The sequence below is a fragment of the Neisseria sp. 20925_1_37 genome (assembly GCF_041433255.1).
Lineage (GTDB): Bacteria > Pseudomonadota > Gammaproteobacteria > Burkholderiales > Neisseriaceae > Neisseria > Neisseria flavescens_D.
Genome location: NZ_JAPWBC010000014.1, coordinates 1 through 17142 on the forward strand (window position 1 = coordinate 1; position 17142 = coordinate 17142).

A 17142-nucleotide genomic window follows, 5' to 3' on the forward strand; every position below is an offset into this window, starting at 1 on the left:
ATTTCGTTTTAAATAAAAAAGGCCGTCTGAAAGTCATCAAAACTTTCAGACGGCCTTTAGCTATCCGTTAACTGCTTAGAATTTCCATTCCAGCGATACAGCGTAATTGCGGCCTGGGGCGTAGTAGCGTTCCAGACCCTGAGCTGCTGATTTAGCGTTCTCAGGGCTTACACTTAAAGAGTTAATAGTCGATCTCGGATTAATGCCACGCAAGCTATCCCATATATGGTATTTCCGGTTAAACAGATTATAAACACCTGCCCGTAAAGTCATACGTTTTACCGGTTTGTAGTAGCCGAATACATCCACAACAGTTGCCGCTTTATTCAACCAACGGAAGTCGATTTTATCGTCACGATACTGCAAGGCAACAGCACAATCATCTGTTTCCTCACCTGTCCAAGGATCGAGCTTATAGCTTGTGCAATAGCTCTTTTGTTCAATTACTTGGGCATCTTTGGCTTTTTTCCTGCCCATATAGCTGACACGGGAGAAAATACCCCAACGCTCATCAGGAGACTCATAATTGAATCCAAGCACCAACTTCAGCGGCTGGATGGACAGCATACTGCCGCGATCGCCGGACAATTTGCCTTTGCTGTAACCCAATGCGCCGGATAATTTGAAACCTTCCGGCACGGGCATTACTTGATGTAGGTTCATCTCGCCTTTAAATTCAATGCCCCTCACCCTTGCTTTATCGATATTAACCATTTGCTGACCGATTTGGGTAAGCGTAGCACCGCAATAGGTCGGATCCGTATAACAAGCATACCAATCACCAGCAAATGGATTGGAAGCTTGGAAGGTATGTTCTTCTTCAAATAGGAAATTACGGTAACGGGTTTGATACAGGCTGAAATCCAAAGACCCCTTGTCGTTTTTACCATGCAGCGACAATGTTTGATTCAGGCTGCGTTCGGCTTTCAGCGACGGATTCGCTATCCAGTTGCCATACCTGCTGGTATAAGTAAAATACATTTCCGATGCTGTCGGCACGCGATGCCCCGTATTAATTTGGTAAGCAGCACGCCAAGTGTCATTTAAGCGGTAGTCCAAACCTAAAACGCCGTTCCATGTATTAAAACTTCTTGCGGATGGATTGCCGTCGTTAATACAGCTCTCCTTACAAGGCGTATCAGGCTTGAAAGCCTGCGGTTTTACCTTCTCATGGTCGTAGCGCACGCCTGCATTCACAGATAACTTGTCGCCAAAAGCGATTTTATCCTGCAATGAAAAACCGATTTGATCCGTCTTCATAGGACGCATAATAGTGTAGTGTTTACGGCGTGTTATATTGCCTGTTGAATTAAATTCTAAATCATCATTTACATTTTCAAAGTCGCGGCGACTGGCAAAAGTCTTAAACGATAATCTGTGTTCACCTTTCCACAGTGAAAAAGGCTGGCTGTCCAAACGGAAGGTAATGCGCTTGTATTTGGTATCCATATTCCGCTCGTCTCTATCAGCCATAAAACCGTTGTGATACTGATAACCTGTGCGCCAATCTCCGGTACGAACCATATCGCCTTTATAGTTTATCGCTCCATTGCGGGTCTTCTGATAGTCCAAGTCCGTACGTAGCAAAGCAAGAATGGAAGAGGTAGGGGTCCACTCGTGGTTTAGGTTAATATTGGTGCGTTTCTGCACATCGTCTGCCCCCCTCCAATAACTTGTTAGAGAGTAAGTCTTTTCATGAGTGTAATTACTGTTATTTTGTCCGTTAACAGAAAAACCGAAACGGTGGGAGTCAGCCGGCTGCCAGCCTAATTTCACCAAATAACTATGGTTATTGTGTTTGGATGGATCAGGATGAATACGTGCTGAGCCACGCTCTGCCTTATCCTGTTTATCCAATTCATCAAAACCTACAAAATCAACGATATCACCGCCCCTGCTTTTCATTTCGTGCCCGTGTCGGCGAGAATACAAAACCACTGCATCAAAAACATTGCCCACATAGCCGAAGCCTACGGTATTCACCCACTCTCTATTTTTACTTGCGTAACCGCTGCGTAGAAGTGCGCCGAAATTTTGTTCAGGCAAAACAATATCTCGTGCATCAAGTGTGCGGTAGTTCAACATTACCACCTAAAGAACCGCTGCCACTTTCGAATGAATCTGCACCTTTCGTAATATCTACACCTTTAACCATCTCAGTATCGATACTTAGGCGAGAATTGTTAAAGTTGCCATAACGCGCATAGAGTGAATTTTCTTCCGAGCTAGGCAATGCCACACCGTCAATACTGATACCTACACGGTTATCTTCCACACCGCGCATGGCAAAGCCTTTCATGCGATGACCATCATCAGAAACACCAACATCAGAAGAGTAACGCACCAAATCGCGTGTATCCCGAATCATTTGTTCTTGAATAGTTCTAGCATTTACTCGTTCCACAGTGGTAGCTGCATTGCGCTGACCTTTAACGCGGACTTCTTTTATCTCTGCTTTAACGGGTGTGGTTTCAGTTGCAGCTTCATCTGCTGCTAATACTGGATTGCCAAAAATACTACCGACCAGCGCGGCAATAGGGAGCATTTGTAATGGTTTCATATTATCAACTCAAGATGTAATGGATTGTTCATCCATCAGTTAATACATAAAAAATTTCTGATAATCATTAATGATTAATAAGACAGCAACCCGTTCAAACAAAACTTTGTTGTGTAATTAAAGGCCCCTGCAAACATCTACGCCGAGACCTTGTCTGTTTGATTTAATTATTTTTAGAGTCTGTGCGGCGTCATACCTTCAGGCGCTTCCGCACCTTCCGGCAGACCGAAGGTTTCGCGCAGAATCACTTTATAGAATTCAAAAGCTTCGCGTGCGCCTTGAATGGCTTCCGCTTCAGCTTCCGGAGTCAAGTTCAAAGCGTTCAGATGCTCGACAAAAGCACGCCAGTGTTTGCCGCGGCCGTTCGGATGAGGAGCTAGGTGGCGTGCGCCGAATTCGCCGGTGTATTCGAGTTTTTGAGCGTGTTTGAACAAGAATGCCGCGCCCAAATTAGAACCTTCGGCGCAAGACAGCCAGCCGATGGCTTTATTGCCGGTTTCGTGTGGCAATTCTTTGTCAAATTTGTAAGGCTCTTCACCCAAGTCTTTCAAGTCTTGAGTCACGGCATCGTAACGCGCCATGTATTCAAGCTCTGGAATGGCTTTGTTTAATTCGGCATCTTTATAGATGTGGTCGACGGCCTTATGGAAAACAGATTGAAGTTTCAAGAATTTGATGTAGTTTTCTTTGCTGGAAAAAGGCTGAACGGACATAACCAAGTTATCAACGCTGTCGTGCGTTGTCGTGGTTTGCTCTTTCAAGCGTTTGGCAAAAGTCAGCTCTTGGGTTTCACTCATGATGTTTCCTTTGAATTAAAAGACTAATAGTTTCAGACGGCCTTTATGGTTAAAAATCCGTCTAATTTGAAAAGAATCGTTTTAAAAACAAAGAAGATAACTTTTAACCTGCTTCAGGTTCGTTGACTACGCACCTTCCACAAATCTACAAGACTCATCATATTTTTAATAAATGAGAATATATATTATTTTTAATATAATAATAAACTGAAACAAGATTTATTAACGAAATTTAACAACCTATAGTAATAACCTTCTGAAGTCTTTTCAAACTTTTCAGACGACCCAAACCTTATTAAGCAGTCGCCATTCAATCAAATATCGACCTAAATTTGGGTTATCCTGCTGTTTTCCTTTATAATGCGACACTCTTTGCACCTTCTTTATCCCCTGCCGAACCATGAAACGGATTCCTGCCTACCATCGCTGGTGGCGCTACAAGTCTTATCTTCCTGATGCGACGCTGCCTGCACATACGGTGGAATGCCCGGATTGCGGCTGCCGTATGGATATTCCGCGCCTGCGTCAGGGGCAGGAAGCACATTGTCCGGTATGCAACCATGAAATTGTGGAGGTGGAAAACAATCCGTATATCGCGCCGATCGCCTATGCGCTGACAACCTTGATTCTGATGGCGTTCGCGTACAATATGGTATATATCCGCGTCGATTTGTTCGGCGTGACTTCGATTTTGTCGTTGCCGCAAATGATGCGGCTTTTGATTTCGCTGGATTATGGTTTTCTGGCGGAAGTGATGTTTATCCTCACCTTCGGCGCGCCTTTACTGTTTTTACTGCTCTGCCTTTATGTTTATACGGCTTTGATACGCGAAAAGGCCTACCCTGCGCTGCGCTTTGCAACGCGCGTATTGGTGCGGCTGCGCCATTGGATTATGGTGGATGTGTTTTTTATTTCCACTTTGGTGGCGTATATCAAGCTCTCGTCCGTTGCTACAGTAGAGTTCGGCTCAGCGTTTTACCTGATGTTTCCGTTGTCGGTCATGCTGATTCGGACTTCGGTATCGATTCCGCAGCATTGGGTTTATTATAAGATTCACCGTTTAACCGGCGGCCATGCGGTTCAGACGGCCACTGAAGACAAAATCTGTTGCAGCCGCTGCCTGTATTTCCGCAATAAAGACGAGCAACCTTGCGGCGTATGCGGTGCAGACTTATACCGCCGCCGCCCGAAAAGTCTGAGCATTTCGCTGGCGTTTTTAATGGCAGCGTTTATCCTGTATTTCCCTGCCAACATCCTGCCGATTATGATTTCGTCCAATCCGACGGCTTTGGAGATCAATACGATTTTTAACGGCATTGTTTATATGTGGAACGACGGCGACCGCTTGATTGCTGTGATTATCTTTAGTGCCAGTATTATGGTGCCGGTTTTGAAGATTATTGCGATGGCGGTTTTGATTTATTCCGCATACTTCAAACCCGTGATGAGTGCGGACAAAATGTCGGTTTTGTATCGGATTACCGAATCCATCGGCCGCTGGTCGATGATTGATATTTTTGTGATTATTATTTTGATGAGTTCGTTCCACACCAATATGGCGCGCGTCGTGCCGGGTGGTGCAGCGATATACTTCTGCCTGGTCGTTATTTTGACCATGCTTTCGGCCTATTATTTCGATCCCCGTCTGATTTGGGACAAGCAACAGCAGCTTTCAGACGGCCTTGATTCTGACCAGACCTTAACACAATGAAAAAACACGATTCTTCACCCAATTATCACGCCTCGGCGCGTGTCAAGAAAACCAATGTCTTCACATCTATCGTGTGGCTGATTCCGCTGATTGCGTTGATTGCCGGCGGCTGGCTTTTGGTTAAAGACATCCGCAACCGCGGCCCTGTCGTTACGCTGTTGATGGACAGCGCGGAAGGCATCGAGGTCAACAACACCATTATTAAGGTATTGAACGTCGATGTCGGACACGTTACCCGCATCAAATTGCGCGACGACCAAAAAGGCGTAGAAGTTACTGCCCAGCTCAGCGCCGATGCCAAAGACCTTATCCGCAGCGATACCCAATTTTGGGTGGTCAAACCGCGTATCGATCAAAGCGGCGTTACCGGCTTGGGAACCTTGCTTTCCGGCTCATACATTTCATTCACTCCTGGGAAAAGCCAAGAAGTCAAAGATGTATTTGTCGTCCAAGACATTCCGCCGATTGCCGCCATCGGTAAAAGCGGCCTGCGCCTGAATTTAGTCGGCAAAAACGACCGCATCCTCAATGCCAGCAGCCCGGTTTTATATGAAAACTTTATGGTCGGCCAAATAGAAAGCGCGCATTTCGACCCGTCCGACCAAAGTGTGCATTACACCATCTTCATCCAAAGCCCCAACGACAAACTGATTAATTCCGCCAGCCGTTTTTGGCTGGAAAGCGGCATTAATATCGAAACCACAGGCAGCGGTGTCAAACTCAATTCCGCCCCTCTGCCTGCCCTGCTGTCCGGTGCGATTTCGTTTGATTCGCCCAAAACAAACGACAGCAAAAACGTCAAAAGCGAGGACAGCTTCACGCTTTATGACAGCCGCAGCGAAGTGGCCAACCTGCCTGACGACCGCTCGCTGTATTACACTGCATTTTTCAAACAATCCGTACGCGGTCTGACTGCCGGTTCGCCCGTCGAATACAAAGGTCTGAATGTCGGCGTAGTTTCTGATGTCCCTTATTTCGACCGCAACGACAGCCTGCATTTGTTTGAAAACGGTTGGATTCCCGTACGCATCCGTATCGAGCCTTCCCGTTTGGAAATCAATGCCGACGAGCAAAGTAAAGAACATTGGAAACAACAATTTCAGACGGCCTTAAATAAAGGCCTGACCGCCACCATCTCCAGCAACAACCTGCTGACCGGCAGCAAAATGATTGAGTTGAACGATCAGCCTTCCGCCTCGCCTAAGCTGCGACCGCACACCGTTTATGCAGGCGATACCGTTATCGCAACCCAAGGCGGCGGTTTAGACGATTTGCAGGCAAAAGTGGCCGACTTGTTAGACAAATTCAACAATCTGCCATTGGATAAAACCGTTGCCGGCTTGAACGGTTCGCTTGCCGAACTCAAGTCCACACTCAAATCTGCCAATGCTGCCCTAAGCTCTATCGACAAACTAGTCGGCAAACCGCAGACACAAAACATCCCTAACGAGTTGAACCAAACCCTGAAAGAATTGCGTCAAACCCTGCAAGGCGTATCGCCTCAATCGCCTATCTACGGCGACGTACAAAATACGCTGCAAAGTTTGGACAAAACCTTAAAAGACGTTCAACCCGTGATTAATACTTTGAAAGAAAAACCCAACGCGCTGATTTTCAACAGCAGCAGCAAAGACCCCATCCCGAAAGGAAGCCGATAATGCGCCTCTTCCCGATTGCCGCCGCCCTGACGCTTGCCGCCTGCGGTACTGCGCAAAGCACACAATATTTCGTTCTGCCCGACAGCCAGTACATCCGACCTGCTGCGCATGGCAACGAAATCGCGGTCAAAGTCAACCTTGCCGAACCGCTTGCCAACGGCGGCCTCGTTTACCAAACCGATGCCTATCATGTGAATCTGGCGAAAAACCACCTGTGGGCGGCACCGCTCGATGGCGCGTTGGCGGCAAACCTCAGCAACAAGCTCAACCGCCTCAATCCGCATCGCACTTTTGTGCCTGCTTCACGCAGCCAAAGCAGCCAAACCCTGAAAGTCTATATTGAAGCCTTCCAAGGCAGCTATCAGGGGCAGACCACCATCAGCGGTTATGCACAATGGCCGGACGGACGCAGTAAACCGTTTAACGCCGTCACGCCGCAACAAGGTGACGGCTATACCGCCATGCTCGAATCGTTGGAAAACGGTTTGTCACAGGTTGCCGAAACGATTGCCTATTAAACCCAAAGGCCGTCTGAAAAACTTTCAGACGGCCTTTTTCATGTTTCAAACATTCATTACAACGCGCGGTCAAAATATAAAGCCACGCCGGAACGCTCGCTCATTGCCAACAAATAATCCATCAATTTCTGCGGCCATTGGATACCACGCACAACGGTCAGGTTGCGCAAAATAGGGAACGTCAGGATATCTTCCAAACTGATTTCACCGCCCAAGCCCTCGCCTTCGCATACCAGCGCTTCCAGCTCAGCCAAATCTTGATGCAGACGCTCCAGATATTGCGCCGTTTTGTTCAGATTAGTCTCGAAATTGCCGATACTTTTCTCTTTTTTGTCGATAAAGTATTTTTTCGCTTCATCAGTCTCAAATTCAGGCAAACCAATTTTGACCATGCGCGGCTGTACCAGTTTGTTATTGTATTCGCCCACTTTGTCCAACCAAGCCTGAACCTCGGAACGAACTTCTTCTTTCAGACGGCCTTGATCGATGTAACGGACAATATCCAAACTCTCGCCCATAAACGAACCGTCTTCTTTTTGCAAAATCGGCACTTGTTTTGAGCCAATCATGCCAATCGGCGTAGCTTCGTCATCGTTCGCCAAGACAACCTCTTCCACCGCTACATCGCGCAAGCCAAAAATCATCCGCGCACGGACGCAAAATGGGCAATGGTCGTAAATATACAGTTTCATCGAAATGCTCCTTAAAATTTCAAAACGGTTAACCATAACACCCAAGGCCGTCTGAAACAAGGCTTCCTGAAACATAGTGCCACATTCGCATACAAATCTAGGGCTGTTGGCAATAAACTGTTACAATGGAAACGTTTTTATCAAAAAGAAAAAAACGCACGCCATGACCACTATTCGCCAAACGCCCCAAACATCGAGCGTAACGCTGGAAGGCCTCCTCGCTTGGTTCGACGGCTATGTTGCCGCGCTACCCGATTCCGATAAAAACCTGATTCAGACGGCCTTTGACTTAGCTAAAGAACATTACCCCGCCGATGCACTAACGACTTACGGCGAGCCATTGCTGGAACATTTCCTCGGCTCGATGCAAATCGTCAGCGAACTCGACCTCTTGCCCGATGCCGTGGCGGCTACGATTTTGTCCGATATTGGCAAATACGTTCCCACTTGGCAAGAATTGGTTGCCGAACGCTGCAACAGCACCGTTTGCGAGCTGGTCAAAGGCGTAGACGAAGTACAAAAACTGACCCAATTCGCACGCGTGGACAGCCTTGCCACGCCGGAAGAGCGCGCCCAACAAGCCGAAACCATGCGTAAAATGCTGTTGGCGATGGTTACCGACATCCGCGTCGTCCTGATCAAACTGGCGATGCGCACACGCACCCTCCAATTCTTAAGCAACGTTCCCGACAATCCTGAAAAACGCGCCGTTGCCAAAGAAACCCTCGACATTTTTGCCCCGCTCGCCAACCGCTTGGGCGTGTGGCAACTCAAATGGCAGCTCGAAGATTTGGGCTTCCGCCATCAAGAGCCGGAAAAATACCGCGAAATCGCCCTGCTTTTGGACGAAAAGCGCACCGAGCGCCTCGAATACATCGAAAACTTCCTCAATATCCTGCGTACGGAACTGAAAAAATACAATATTCATTTTGAAGTTGCCGGAAGACCGAAGCACATCTACTCCATTTACAAAAAAATGGTGAAGAAAAAGCTTACTTTCGACGGTTTGTTCGACATCCGCGCCGTACGGATTTTGGTGGACACCATTCCCGAGTGTTACACCACCTTGGGCATTGTCCACAGCCTCTGGCAGCCGATTCCGGGCGAGTTTGACGACTATATCGCCAACCCGAAAGGCAACGGCTATAAAAGTTTGCACACCGTCATCGTCGGCCCGGAAGACAAAGGCGTGGAAGTCCAAATCCGCACCTTCGACATGCACCAATTCAACGAATTCGGTGTTGCCGCCCACTGGCGTTATAAAGAAGGCGGCAAGGGCGATTCCGCCTACGAACAGAAAATCGCCTGGTTGCGCCAACTCTTGGACTGGCGCGAAAACATGGCCGAAAGCGGCAAAGAAGACCTTGCCGCAGCCTTTAAAACCGAGCTGTTCAACGATACGATTTATGTTTTGACCCCGCACGGCAAAGTCCTCTCCCTGCCTACGGGCGCTACTCCCATCGACTTTGCCTATGCCCTGCACAGCAGCGTGGGCGATCGTTGTCGCGGCGCAAAAGTCGAAGGACAAATCGTACCGCTGTCAACGCCGTTGGAAAACGGACAACGCGTTGAAATCATTACCGCCAAAGAGGGAAATCCTTCCGTCAACTGGCTCTACGAAGGCTGGGTCAAATCCAACCGCGCCATCAGCAAAATCCGTGCCTATATCCGCCAGCAAAATGCAGATACCGTGCGCGAAGAAGGCCGCACCCAGTTGGACAAGCAGTTGTCAAAAATCTTCCCAAAACCCAATCTGCAAGCGTTGGCGGAAAAACTCGGCTTCAAAAAAACCGACGAACTCTATACGGCCATCGGTCAGGGCGAAGTTTCCAACCGCGCCATCCACAAAGCCTGCGGCGCGCTGAATGAACCGCCTCCTGTACCGATTGATGAAACCAATATCGTCAAGCAGTCCAAAATCAAAAAAGGCGGCAAAAACGGCATTTTGATTGACGGCGAAGACGGCCTGATGACCACGCTTGCCAAATGCTGCAAACCCGCGCCGCCTGACGATATTGTGGGCTTTGTTACCCGCGACCGAGGCATTTCCGTCCACCGCTGCACCTGCCCTTCTTTCCGCCACCTCGCCGAGCAGGCTCCGGAAAAAGTGTTGAACGCAAGCTGGGCAGCTTTGCAAGAAGGACAAGTATTTGCCGTCGATGTTGAAATCCGCGCCCAAGACCGCTCCGGTTTGCTGCGCGACGTTTCGGATGCGCTGGCGCGTCATAAACTCAACGTTACCGCGGTGCAAACCCAATCGCGCGATTTGGAAGCTAGTATGCGCTTTACCCTTGAAGTCCGCCAAGTCAATGACCTGCCGCGCGTATTAGCCAGCTTGGGCGACATCAAAGGCGTTTTAAGCGTAACGCGCTTATAATTCCCATTCCCCCATCTAAAGGCCGTCTGAAAGTATTGCTTTCAGACGGCCTTTCACACATCGGCTGCCAATATATAACCTACGCTTCTATCCTTACAATCAGCCGTTATTTCCTGTCCGCCATATTCTCAGGCAAACTCGCCATCCGTATGATAAAGAAAGATATTTTTATTCTTATATTAACCTTAAGGAAACTTCATGGATACACGAGACCTGTTCCCTCATGAAATTTTGCAGGATGCCATCGGCAAAAGTTGCGCCAAATCTGAATTCAGCATCAAAATGTTGGTGATTTTGAGTTTTTTAGGTGGTGGCTATGTCGGCTTCGGCTATCTTGCCTGCCTGCGCGTCATCAGTGGCATTCCTGCCGAATGGAACGGCCTGGCCGCCCTTTTGGGCGCATCCGTGTTCCCGATTGCGCTGATTTGTATCTTAATCGGCGGTGGAGAGTTGGCAACAGGCAATATGATGATTATGGCTTTGGGCAGATTGACCGGCCGTGTCAGCACCTACAAACTGGTACGCAACTGGCTGATTGTCAGCTTGGGCAATCTGGCAGGCGCCGTTGCCATGGCCTATTTTCTCGGCCACTACGTCGGCCTTGCTGAAGGGCCGGCCGCAGCGAAAACCATTGCCATTGCCGAAGCTAAAGTTAATATGGACTTCGGCCGCGCATTCGTTTCTGCCATCGCATGTAACTGGATGGTGTGTATGGGCATCTGGTTTTACTTCGGCGCACGCCATACTTCAGGACGAATCTTAGCCATGTGGTTCCCTGTTATGATCTTCGTATTAATCGGCTTTCAACATTTTGTTGCCAATATGTTCATCATTCCGGCCGGCATTTGGGCGGGCGCAAACGTCAGCTGGGGTCAATTTTTCTACAACATGATTCCCGTTTTCTTAGGCAACGTCCTGGGCGGATCATCCTTTGTCGCAGCCTCTTATCTCTTTGCTTACAAACACTTACTAAAAGACGATTTTTCTATTTAATGTAGTCTTTTTTTCTAAAAACCCCGTATCTGCCCGACACAGATACGGGGGTTCTACACAGGGCCGTCTGAAAGTCCAAGTCGTTTAATTACTTTTTCTCTTTAATCCCCCAAAAACATCAGGAAAGATAGTTTCACACACTTTCCTTCGTCATCATCAGTAAAAATTTATATATTTTTATGTTTTTAAATGACTTAGCCAAAAGGCGGCATCAATTTCGAATAAAGGCTGAGTTCTTCGCTTTGCAAAAGCAACTTTTTGCGGTATGCTGGTTTAAATTATTTACAATTTAATGCATTAAGATTTCGTATTTTATTGTATTTGAAAATAATTTATCCTGTCTCTCTCGCAAAAAACAGGATTTTTAAGCTGTATTTTTATTAGAAAAAAGTTTGGGTATGAATTGCTTGCAATTTCAAACCCGTTTTAAAAGTTAGATGAGGAATAAGTACATGAATCCCATGTATATCACTTTCGCGATCTATTTGGTCGCCGTATTACTGATCGGCCTCGCCGCCTATTTTTCAACACGAAACTTCGACGACTACATTCTCGGCGGCCGCAGCTTAGGTCCGTTCGTGACCGCGATGTCTGCCGGTGCTTCCGATATGTCAGGTTGGCTTTTGATGGGCTTGCCAGGTGCCATTTACCTGAGCGGTTTGAATGAAGCTTGGATTGCCATTGGTCTGATTGTGGGTGCATACCTCAACTGGCTGTTGGTTGCAGGCCGTCTGCGCGTACATACCGAATACGCCAACAACGCGCTGACGCTTCCTGATTACTTCTTTCACCGCTTCGGTGCCGGCGGTCACTTGATGAAAGTGGTTTCTGCACTGATTATCTTGTTCTTCTTCACTATTTACTGTGCTTCAGGCATCGTAGCCGGTGCTACCCTGTTCCAAAGCCTGTTCCACGGTATGTCTTACACTCAAGCCATGTGGTTGGGTGCCGGCGCAACCATCGCCTACACCTTCTTGGGCGGTTTCTTGGCCGTAAGCTGGACCGATACGCTGCAAGCTTCTTTGATGATTTTTGCATTGGTACTGACTCCTGTAATGGTGTACTTGGGTTTGGGCGGTGCGGATCAAATGAACGCTGCCATCCAACAAGTTGCCGCTTCTACCGGTAAAGAATACGGCAGCCTGTTTGCCGGTACTACTTTCATCGGCATTATCTCTACCGCTGCTTGGGGCTTGGGCTATTTCGGCCAACCGCACATTTTGGCCCGTTTCATGGCTGCTGAAAGCGCTAAATCTCTGGTTTCTGCACGCCGTATCGGTATGACCTGGATGATTCTGTGTATGGCCGGTGCCGTGGCCGTCGGCTACTTCGGTATCGCTTACTTCGGCGCCAACCCTGCCCACGTTGATGAAATGAACGGCAACCACGAACGTATCTTCATCGCTTTGGCTACCCTACTCTTCAACCCTTGGATTGCCGGTATCATCTTGAGCGCGATTCTTGCCGCCGTAATGTCCACCCTGTCTTGCCAATTGTTGGTTTGCTCCAGCGCGATTACCGAAGACTTCTATAAAGGCTTCCTGCGTAAAAACGCCCAACAAGCTGAATTGGTATGGATTGGCCGCGTAATGGTATTGGCTATCGCCGTGATTTCCATCCTGATTGCTTCTGATCCTGAAAGCAAAGTATTGGGCTTGGTAGCTTACGCATGGGCAGGCTTTGGTGCCGCATTCGGTCCGGTTGTGATCCTGTCTGTTTTGTGGAAACGCATTACTGCCTACGGCGCACTCTCCGGCATGATTGTTGGCGCGCTGACTGTGGTTGTTTGGGCTGAGTGGATCAAAAAACCTGCTCTGGCTGCACAAGAAACAGGCTTCTCTACCGTATATGAAATCGTTCCAGGCTTTATTGCTTGTACCCTCGTGATTGTTTTGGTATCCCTGATGGACAAACAACCGTCACGCGAATTGCAAGAACGCTTTGAAAAAGCAGACGCAGAATACCGCGCCTCTAAATAAGACGTTTTCAGACGGCCTGCATGATTCCGTGCAGGCCGTCTGTCTGTGTTATGAAATAAACTGTTTCAAAATAATCTGAGCCTTATCAGAAAAAACAGCAATTTATGCGGATGCATCTTGTATCCGCATCATAATTTTATTACGATATTACTATCCTTCAGAATGCTTGTTTTAGCAGTCTTAATTCAGGCCGTCTGAAATCATGAAAAAACCTTTGGAGAACATAAATAATGTTTAACTTCGCTTTTCCAACACAAACTCCTCTGCGTCAAGCTGTAACTGATGCCTACCGCCGCGACGAAATCGAGGCCGTTCAGGATATGTTGCAACGTGCACAGATGACCGACGAAGAACGCAATGCCGCCTCCGAGCTTGCTCGTCGTTTGGTTACCCAAGTCCGTGCCAGCCGCACCAAAGCCAGCGGTGTAGATGCCTTGATGCACGAGTTCTCTCTCTCCAGTGAAGAAGGTGTTGCACTGATGTGTCTGGCCGAAGCCCTGTTGCGTATTCCGGACAATGCAACCCGCGACCGCCTGATTGCCGACAAAATCTCCGAAGGCAACTGGAAAAGCCACTTGAACAACAGCCCTTCCCTCTTCGTTAACGCGGCTGCATGGGGTCTGTTGATTACCGGCAAACTGACCGCGACAAACGATAAACAGATGAGTTCCGCATTGAGCCGTCTGATCAGCAAAGGCGGCGCACCCCTGATCCGTCAAGGTGTGAACTACGCCATGCGCCTGCTGGGCAAGCAGTTCGTAACCGGCCAAACCATTGAAGAAGCGCTGCAAAACGGTAAAGAGCGCGAGAAAATGGGTTACCGCTTCTCTTTCGATATGTTGGGTGAAGCCGCATACACCGAAGAAGATGCCAACCGCTACTACAACGACTACGTTCAAGCCATTCACGCCATCGGTAAAGATGCCGCAGGCCAAGGCGTTTACGAAGGCAACGGTATCTCCGTCAAACTCTCCGCCATCCACCCACGCTACTCACGCGCCCAACACGAACGCGTTATGAGCGAACTGTTGCCACGCCTGAAAGAATTGTTCCTTTTGGGTAAAAAATACGATATCGGTATCAACATCGATGCCGAAGAAGCCAACCGTCTCGAATTGTCTTTGGACTTGATGGAAGCTTTGGTTTCCGATCCTGACTTGGCCGGCTACAAAGGTATCGGTTTCGTTGTTCAAGCCTACCAAAAACGTTGCCCGTTCGTTATCGACTATCTGATCGACCTGGCACGCCGCAACAACCAAAAACTGATGATCCGTTTGGTTAAAGGTGCATACTGGGACAGCGAAGTGAAATGGGCTCAAGTAGACGGCATGGAAGGCTATCCGACTTACACCCGTAAAGTCCACACCGACATCTCCTACCTCGCCTGCGCACGCAAACTCTTGGATGCACAAGATGCCGTGTTCCCGCAATTTGCCACCCACAACGCCTACACTTTGGGCGCAATCTACCAAATGGGTAAAGGCAAAGACTTCGAACACCAATGTCTGCACGGCATGGGTGAAACCCTGTACGACCAAGTGGTCGGCCCGCAAAACTTAGGCCGCCGCGTACGCGTGTATGCCCCGGTCGGCACACACGAAACCCTGCTTGCCTACTTGGTACGCCGCCTGTTGGAAAACGGTGCGAACTCTTCTTTCGTGAACCAAATCGTTGACGAAAACATCAGCATCGACCGCCTGATTAAGAGCCCGTTCGACACCATCGCCGAACAAGGCATCCACCTGCATCCGGCATTGCCTCTGCCGCGCGATTTGTATGGCAAAGGCCGTCTGAACTCCCAAGGCGTCGATTTCAGCAACGAAAACGTATTGCAAAACCTGCAAGAAAAACTCAACCAAGCTTCTTCCGAAGACTTCCACGCCGCTTCTATCGTCAATGGCGAAGCGCGTAACGTGGGCGAAGCTCAACCCGTCCGCAACCCTGCAGACCACAACGATGTTGTCGGTACTGTCAGCTTTGCCGATGCCGCATTGGCTCAAGAAGCTATTGGTGCAGCCGTTGCCGCCCTGCCGGAGTGGAGCGCCAAACCTGCTTCAGAACGCGCCGACTGCCTGCGCCGTTTTGCCGATTTGTTGGAACAACACACGCCTGCATTGATGATGCTGGCCGTCCGAGAAGCCGGTAAAACCCTGAACAACGCCGTTGCCGAAGTACGCGAAGCCGTTGACTTCTGCCGCTACTATGCCAACGAAGCTGAAAACACCCTGCCTAAAGATGCCAAAGCTGTCGGCGCAATCGTTGCCATCAGCCCATGGAACTTCCCATTGGCCATCTTTACCGGCGAAGTGGTTTCTGCATTGGCAGCCGGTAACACCGTTATCGCCAAACCTGCCGAACAAACCAGCCTGATTGCTACTTACGCAGTTTCCCTGATGCATCAAGCCGGTATTCCGACTTCTGCGCTGCAACTCGTACTCGGCGCAGGCGATGTCGGCTCTGCCCTGACCGGCGATGCCAGCATCGGCGGCGTGATCTTTACCGGCTCTACCGAAGTAGCGCGCCTGATCAACAAAGCCCTGTCCAAACGCGACGACAGCCCTGTCCTGATTGCCGAGACCGGCGGTCAAAACGCGATGATCGTGGACTCTACCGCCCTGCCGGAACAAGTCTGCCTCGACGTATTGAACTCTGCCTTCGACAGCGCGGGCCAACGTTGTTCCGCCCTGCGTATCTTGTGTGTTCAAGAAGATGTTGCCGATAAAATGATCAACATCATCAAAGGCGCAATGGACGAGCTGGTTGTCGGCAAACCGACCCAACTGACCACAGACATCGGCCCTGTCATCGATGCTGAAGCCCAACAAAACCTGTTGGCCCACATCAACAAAATGAAAGGCGTAGCAAAGGCTTACCACGAAATCAAAACTGCCGCCGACGTTGATGACAACAACTCTACCTTCGTTCGTCCAATTCTGTTTGAATTGAACAACCTGAACGAGTTGCAACGCGAAGTGTTCGGTCCTGTACTGCACGTTGTCCGCTACCGCGCCAGCGAATTGGATCAACTCATCGACCAAATCAACGCCAAAGGCTATGCTCTGACCAGCGGTGTACACAGCCGTATCGAAGGCACTATCGACCATATCCGCGACCGCATCGAAGCCGGTAACATCTACGTTAACCGCAACATCGTTGGTGCTGTTGTCGGCGTACAACCTTTCGGCGGTCACGGCTTGTCCGGTACCGGTCCAAAAGCAGGCGGTTCATTCTATCTGCAACGCCTGGTTCGTACTCCTGAATGGGTTGCCCCAACCCTCAGCCGAATCGGTCAAGCAGACGAAGACGCACTCAAACGTTTGGAAACCCTGGTTCACAAACTGCCGTTTAACGCAGAAGAGAAAAAAGCCGCAGCCGCAGCTTTGGGTCACGCACGCGTCCGTACCCTGCGCAAAGCCGAAACCGTATTGGTCGGCCCGACCGGCGAACGCAACTCATTGAGCTGGCGCTCTCCAAAACGTGTTTGGGTACATGGCGGCAATCTGCTGCAAGCCTTCTCTGCCCTGACCGAGCTGGCAGCCGCAGGCATCCAAACCGTTGTTGAGCCTAACAGCCCGTTGGCTTCCTACTCAGCCGATTTGGACGGTTTGTTGCAAGTCAACAGCAAACCTGAAAACGCAGGCATCAGCCACGTTGCCGCCATCGAGCCTTTGAGCAGCGAGCGCAAACAAGAGTTGGCCGGCCGCGACGGTGCGCTCATCCGCATCCTGCCTTCCGAACAAGGTCTGGACATCCTGCAAGTATTTGAAGAAATCTCTTGCAGTATCAATACTACCGCTGCCGGTGGTAATGCCAGCCTGATGGCAGTTGCCGACTAATCGTAGCCAAACCAAAGGCCG

9 protein-coding genes and 1 pseudogene are annotated in these 17142 nt (G+C 49.3%); 7 read left to right on the top strand and 3 right to left on the bottom strand.

Features of this window, described 5'->3' with window-relative positions:
• Positions 1 to 75 precede the first annotated feature (75 nt).
• Positions 76 to 2560 (bottom strand): annotated as a pseudogene (locus O3661_RS09515) (TonB-dependent hemoglobin/transferrin/lactoferrin family receptor).
• Between the two features lie 173 nt (positions 2561 to 2733).
• A complete protein-coding gene (locus O3661_RS09520; RefSeq protein ID WP_371493227.1) occupies positions 2734 to 3357 on the bottom strand; it encodes a biliverdin-producing heme oxygenase in 624 nt (207 codons plus the stop codon).
• Between the two features lie 400 nt (positions 3358 to 3757).
• Between O3661_RS09520 and O3661_RS09525 the strand changes: the two genes are divergently transcribed.
• From O3661_RS09525 to O3661_RS09535, 3 genes are read left to right on the top strand one after another with little or no spacing between them, the layout of a single operon-like run.
• On the top strand, positions 3758 to 5068 hold the full coding sequence (locus O3661_RS09525) for a paraquat-inducible protein A (protein ID WP_107722967.1): 1311 nt from the start codon (positions 3758 to 3760) through the stop codon (positions 5066 to 5068).
• Complete coding sequence (gene pqiB, locus O3661_RS09530; RefSeq protein WP_371493228.1) at positions 5065 to 6726, top strand: intermembrane transport protein PqiB; 1662 nt, start codon at positions 5065 to 5067, stop codon at positions 6724 to 6726. The genes O3661_RS09525 and pqiB overlap by 4 nt, the downstream gene beginning before the upstream one ends.
• Complete coding sequence (locus O3661_RS09535; protein ID WP_371493229.1) at positions 6726 to 7244, top strand: membrane integrity-associated transporter subunit PqiC; 519 nt, start codon at positions 6726 to 6728, stop codon at positions 7242 to 7244. The genes pqiB and O3661_RS09535 overlap by 1 nt, the downstream gene beginning before the upstream one ends.
• A gap of 56 nt (positions 7245 to 7300) precedes the next feature.
• On the opposite strand, the gene grxB is transcribed toward O3661_RS09535, so the two are convergent.
• Positions 7301 to 8011 (bottom strand): glutaredoxin 2, encoded by a 711-nt coding sequence (grxB, locus tag O3661_RS09540; protein WP_371493230.1) that lies wholly within the window; start codon positions 8009 to 8011, stop codon positions 7301 to 7303.
• An 88-nt stretch (positions 8012 to 8099) separates the two neighbouring features.
• Between grxB and O3661_RS09545 the strand changes: the two genes are divergently transcribed.
• The 4 genes from O3661_RS09545 to putA all read left to right on the top strand — a co-directional run bounded on the left by O3661_RS09545 (position 8100) and on the right by putA (position 17121).
• Positions 8100 to 10313 carry a bifunctional (p)ppGpp synthetase/guanosine-3',5'-bis(diphosphate) 3'-pyrophosphohydrolase gene (locus O3661_RS09545; RefSeq protein ID WP_371493231.1) on the top strand — a complete coding sequence of 738 codons (2214 nt, stop codon included), beginning with the start codon at positions 8100 to 8102 and terminating at the stop codon, positions 10311 to 10313.
• A gap of 198 nt (positions 10314 to 10511) precedes the next feature.
• Complete coding sequence (locus O3661_RS09550) at positions 10512 to 11306, top strand: formate/nitrite transporter family protein (RefSeq protein ID WP_004520655.1); 795 nt, start codon at positions 10512 to 10514, stop codon at positions 11304 to 11306.
• Positions 11307 to 11758: 452 nt separating this feature from the next.
• Positions 11759 to 13285, top strand: coding sequence for a sodium/proline symporter PutP (gene putP / locus O3661_RS09555; RefSeq protein ID WP_371493232.1), 1527 nt, complete (start codon positions 11759 to 11761; stop codon positions 13283 to 13285).
• A 230-nt stretch (positions 13286 to 13515) separates the two neighbouring features.
• Positions 13516 to 17121: a bifunctional proline dehydrogenase/L-glutamate gamma-semialdehyde dehydrogenase PutA gene (gene putA, locus O3661_RS09560; RefSeq protein ID WP_371493234.1), complete on the top strand. Its 3606-nt coding sequence runs from the start codon at positions 13516 to 13518 to the stop codon at positions 17119 to 17121.
• Positions 17122 to 17142: the final 21 nt, after the last annotated feature.

Coding starts and splice junctions, on each gene's coding strand:
- O3661_RS09520 (WP_371493227.1), bottom strand. CDS start 3,357: ATGAGTGAAACCCAAGAGCTGACTTTTGCCAAACGCTTGAAAGAGCAA.
- O3661_RS09525 (WP_107722967.1), top strand. CDS start 3,758: ATGAAACGGATTCCTGCCTACCATCGCTGGTGGCGCTACAAGTCTTAT.
- pqiB (WP_371493228.1), top strand. CDS start 5,065: ATGAAAAAACACGATTCTTCACCCAATTATCACGCCTCGGCGCGTGTC.
- O3661_RS09535 (WP_371493229.1), top strand. CDS start 6,726: ATGCGCCTCTTCCCGATTGCCGCCGCCCTGACGCTTGCCGCCTGCGGT.
- grxB (WP_371493230.1), bottom strand. CDS start 8,011: ATGTTTCAGGAAGCCTTGTTTCAGACGGCCTTGGGTGTTATGGTTAAC.
- O3661_RS09545 (WP_371493231.1), top strand. CDS start 8,100: ATGACCACTATTCGCCAAACGCCCCAAACATCGAGCGTAACGCTGGAA.
- O3661_RS09550 (WP_004520655.1), top strand. CDS start 10,512: ATGGATACACGAGACCTGTTCCCTCATGAAATTTTGCAGGATGCCATC.
- putP (WP_371493232.1), top strand. CDS start 11,759: ATGAATCCCATGTATATCACTTTCGCGATCTATTTGGTCGCCGTATTA.
- putA (WP_371493234.1), top strand. CDS start 13,516: ATGTTTAACTTCGCTTTTCCAACACAAACTCCTCTGCGTCAAGCTGTA.